This is a genomic window from Nostoc sp. 2RC (genome assembly GCF_014222165.1).
GTDB classification, from domain to species: Bacteria; Cyanobacteriota; Cyanobacteriia; order Cyanobacteriales; family Nostocaceae; genus Nostoc; species Nostoc linckia.
The window spans coordinates 1-883 of record NZ_JACKZU010000757.1; the positions used below are offsets into that span (position 1 = coordinate 1).

Below are 883 nucleotides of genomic sequence, written 5' to 3' on the forward strand. Positions count from 1 at the left end.
CAGTCTACAGAGGTGCGTTAGCCTACGGCATAACACACCCTACATTTATTGACATCTACGTGTGACGTTTTTTTAGGTTGAGCTACTTATTGGATTAGAATCTGACAATATTTGTGGATTTTGCTGAGCCAAAATGTAGTTTAAGTAGTGCATAGTAATTTTATAAACTTCAAAAAGTAGTAAATTTATGTCTCAAAGAAAACGCACATCTCGCGTTCTAGAAAATGCCGAGTTAAAATTTGCTGGTGTCAAAGCAATAAATACCAATTTAGATATTGGAGATAATTACAACACCATCAAATTCGCACAATTAATTGAAGAGTTACGCACTAAGTTAGAAAATCACAATACTATTCTCAGCACGATTGACTCTTCCAAAATAGAACTTGAACAGTTAGAAAAAAAATTGGTAAGTTACTGTGAGAATATGATGATGGGGATTGGCTTTAAATACGGCAAAGACAGCCGTGAATATCAAATGGCTGGGGGAGTTCGCAGAAGTGAAATTCTACGTAAAAGTAGAGCAACTCGCTTAAAAAGAGCCGCGAATAAAGCAGCTAGTCAAAATTCTGAATCTACTGGTCTGTCCTAGTGTTGATAGGTTAGAACTCTGATTTATAAAAGAAGTCAGGGTTCTCAGCCCCCAGGGTTAGATATATTTTTTTATATGAAATTGTAAGATGCATAACAGTGAGTTCAACCCAAGCGCTGTTTCAATTCACCAATTGCAGCACTAGTGGTTTCAATACGGTTCGGATAAGCAGTATGAACTTCCCTTGTGGTCTGGAAAAAGATTAAGGGTTAAGGGGATTTGGATGTATTTGAAACCTTTCCCCTTTACCCTTTCCCCTTTACCCTTTCCCCTTTACCCTTTCCCCTTTAC

At 37.5% G+C, this 883-nt stretch carries 1 protein-coding gene; it reads left to right on the forward strand.

All coding sequences use genetic code 11. From position 1 onward, the window contains the following. Positions 1 to 187: 187 nt before the first annotated feature. A complete protein-coding gene (locus GNE10_RS34855; protein ID WP_185570553.1) occupies positions 188 to 592 on the forward strand; it encodes a hypothetical protein in 405 nt (134 codons plus the stop codon). Positions 593 to 883: the final 291 nt, after the last annotated feature.